The 3,301-nt window shown below is 73.6% G+C and carries 2 protein-coding genes; both read right to left on the minus strand.

Annotation, left to right across the window (positions count from 1 at the left end; translation table 11 throughout):
- Positions 1 to 152 precede the first annotated feature (152 nt).
- Complete coding sequence (locus ACYVE9_RS20095; protein WP_461029280.1) at positions 153 to 284, minus strand: SapB/AmfS family lanthipeptide; 132 nt, start codon at positions 282 to 284, stop codon at positions 153 to 155.
- Between the two features lie 34 nt (positions 285 to 318).
- Positions 319 to 3,057 carry a class III lanthionine synthetase LanKC gene (gene lanKC, locus ACYVE9_RS20100; protein ID WP_461029281.1) on the minus strand — a complete coding sequence of 913 codons (2,739 nt, stop codon included), beginning with the start codon at positions 3,055 to 3,057 and terminating at the stop codon, positions 319 to 321.
- Between the last annotated feature and the right edge of the window lie 244 nt (positions 3,058 to 3,301).

A 3,301-nucleotide genomic window follows, 5' to 3' on the forward strand; every position in this document is an offset into this window, starting at 1 on the left:
GTCGGCGGGGACGGGACGTCGCGGGATGGGGCGGGCCCGGGCCGGAACGGCCGGAACGGGCCCCGGGCGGCGAACCGCCCGGGGCCCGAGTGCCGGCGGACGCGCGGCGAACGGAGGCCGCACATCATCCGCTCAGGCGTGGTGACCTGTGGTCACGGGGTGCAGAGGGTGACGCTCAGCGAGCTGTTCTCGCAGACGAGCAGGCTCACCTGGCTACCCGTCGCGATGTCGCCGATGGCCTCTTCGGTCGGGGTGTCCATCGCCTGCAGGTCGAGAAGTGCCATGATAGTTCCCTTTCTTGGGGACGGTGGATGTTCCTTACTTGCCCCTGACCCCTGGCTGGGGTCGGTTCTGGGGCCGCCGGAGCGGCGGCAGGAACGGCAGGTGCACGGGGGCGTCGTGCAGTGCACTGCCGAGTGCGAGCAGGCAGCCGGCGGTGCCGGTGGACAGGTCCATCGACAGGCGCATCAACTGCTCGCCGGGGAAGGCGGTCTCGCCGCGGTAGGGGACGGCGTGCCAGGCCAGCAGATCGGTCAGCCGGCGGATGTCCCCGCGGCGTTCGCCGGGAGACGGTGCGGGCGTGCGTGCCAGGTGCAGCAGCAGGCCGGCCGCGCCGCGGAACAGCCCGGGTTGGATGTAGAAGGAGGAGCGCGCGGCCCGGGTCAGGGCGGTGCGCGCGTCGGCGAGTTCCTCGTCCTCGCGGTGCGTGAGGTAGTCGTCCAGCACCATCGCGATGCCGGCGCTGCCCGCGCCCAGGTAGGGCATGGTGCGGCGGATCTCGTTGACCAGCAGCACGCCGTTCTCGTCCGGCACGCACCGGCTCAGATCCGCGCGCAGCGCCGTGGCGGCGAGGTCCAGGAGCGCGGGGTCGGCCGTGCGCTCGAACGCCCGCACCAGCAGCAGCGCCGCGCCGGTGGCGCCGTGCAGCAGGCCGGTCCGGGCGAACGGGCCGGGGTTCGTGGTGAGGTGGTGGGCGGCCAACTCGACGCAGCGGTCGGCACGTCGGCGCAGTTCCCGGTCCTCGGTCGCGCCTCCGGCCCGCGAGTCGGGGGCGTCTCCGGTGGCGGCGTCGGCGGGGAGCGGCCCGGTGGCAAGTGCGTCGAGTGCGAGGCCGATGCCGGCCAGGCCCGTGTGCAGGTCCGGCCCGAGCCCTTCCAGGGGCTGTTCGGCCACCAGATGGGCCAGTTCGAGGGCCTGTTGACGGTGCCCGAGCTGGTCGAGCGTCCAGGCGATGCCGGCCAGCCCGTCGTAGAAGCCCAACGGGCTGCCGGAGGCGGGTTCCTTGCTGCGCAGCAGCAGCCACTCCTCGGCTTCCGGGCAGGGCGCCGCGCCGGTGACGGACAGCGCGTGCAGGACGCCGGCGGCACCGTAGCCGAAGGACTGCCCGCCGCACGCGGTGGCGAACTGGGCGATGTCGCCGGGAAAGCAGCGGTCCTCGCGGTCGAAGGTCGCCGAGGCGAGCACGGCCCGCGCCATCGAGTCACGGCTGTGCGGCCAGTCGCCGGGGTGGACCAGCGGCCCGTGCCCCTCGTTCCGGGCGCGGTCGACACCGGCGCGATCCGTGGTGGGAACGTCCGGGAGGGGCTGGGCTGCGTCGGGCCGCTCCGGAGCCGAGGGGGCGCGGACGGGTTCGGGGTCGCGGCGGATCTCCGCGACGGCGTCGTCGAGCAGGGCCCGGTCCACGGGAAAGGTCTCGGCGATGACGTCGGCCAGGTGCGCGGCCTTGTCCCGGTCGAGGGCGAACAGGGTGGTGAGCGGCACGAACAGGGCCAGTCGCAGGCAGGCGAGCGCATAGGTGTCGATATCCGTCCCGCGCCGGTCCGCCGGGGCGACGAACGCCGGGTTGGCCACCACCTGGCGGCGCTGCTCGGCGGCGGGTGAGGCCGCCTCGAAGTCCAGCAGCACGACGGAGGACTCGTCCTCGGAGACCACGACGTTGCTCATGTGCAGGTCGCTGATGACCACGCCGCGCGAGTGGACCGCTTCGACCGCCTGGGCCACCAGGTCGTACACGCCCAGGGCCCAGGTCACGTGCTCGGCGAGGCGCTCCGGCTCCGGGTCGGCGCCCGAGAGGGGGAACCGGCGGGCGAAGACCGTGTTGAGCGTGCTGCCCTCGACGTACTCCAGGACGAGGAAGTGGTGGTCGCCGAGCGTCAGGGTGTCCAGCACCTGCGGTACGCACGGCAGTCCGGCCAGCTGTTCCAGCGCGACGCGTTCCCGCTCCAGCCGGGCCACCGCGTCGGCGCCGTCGGCCGCCAGCCCGGAGTGCGGGCGGGCCTCCTTCAGCACGACCTGCCGGCCGGTCCGGTTGTCCCGACCGGCGTACACGCCACCGCCGTTGGAGAAGTGCAGGGCCCGCTCCACGGTGTACGGCACGTCCCCCAGGCCGAGCGCCGACCGGGCCGCGAGGTGCGGGGCCAGGAACTCCGGCAGGGCGACCCACTCCGGTGTGCGGAAGGCGGGACCGCGCAGGTCCGGGACGAGACGCCCGTCGGGGTCCTCAACCGCGGGGCACAGCTCCCCCGCCTTGTCGTGGCAGAACCTGCGGGCGAAGGCGCCGTAGCGGACGTACACCGGGCCCTCGCCCCAGCGCAGGTCGCTCAGGATGTAGGGGCCGTGCTCCCCCGCGAGCAGCGCGTCCAGCTCCTCCGCGACGGTCCGGCACTGCTCGTCGTCCGCCGGGTAGACGGTGATGAACTTGCCGCTGGCCGCACGGTCGGCGTACTTGGCGTTGCGGGTGTGCAGCAGGTAGCGGTTCGGCATGAACTTCAACGGGACCCGCCGTGCGACGCAGTAGTCCATCACCCGGGTCAGCACCGACTCGGCGTTGTCCAGGCCGGCCGACACGTGGATCTTCCAGCCCTGAGCGGGCAGGCGTACACCGAGCGGGCTGTAGGCGAGCCAGTCGCCGGCCCGCTTCCGCTCCCATCCCTCCGGTGCCGGACGGCGGGCGGCCTCGTAGAGGCCACCACGGCTGTCCTCGGAGGCGGACACGCGGTGCGGGGCGTCGTAGAAATACCGGTCTGCGTCGCAGTAGACGGCGTACTCCGGGTTCACACGCACCCCCTTCGGTTGGTGACGAGAGAGACGTTTCCACGGCGGGGCGGTCGGCCGACAGTCACCGTTGTCACGTCATGGGCATGCGGAACGCACATGTCCCCCACACCCGCCCCACACATGTGCCGCACACGGCGGCCCGCGGCAGCCGGCCCCACCCGCAGGATGACCAGCCGCTTCAGGCCGGGCGGCGTCGGGACGGGCCGGGTCGGCGGGCCGGAACGGGGGGCGGGTCGGCGGGCCG

This window comes from Streptomyces sparsus (genome assembly GCF_054776295.1).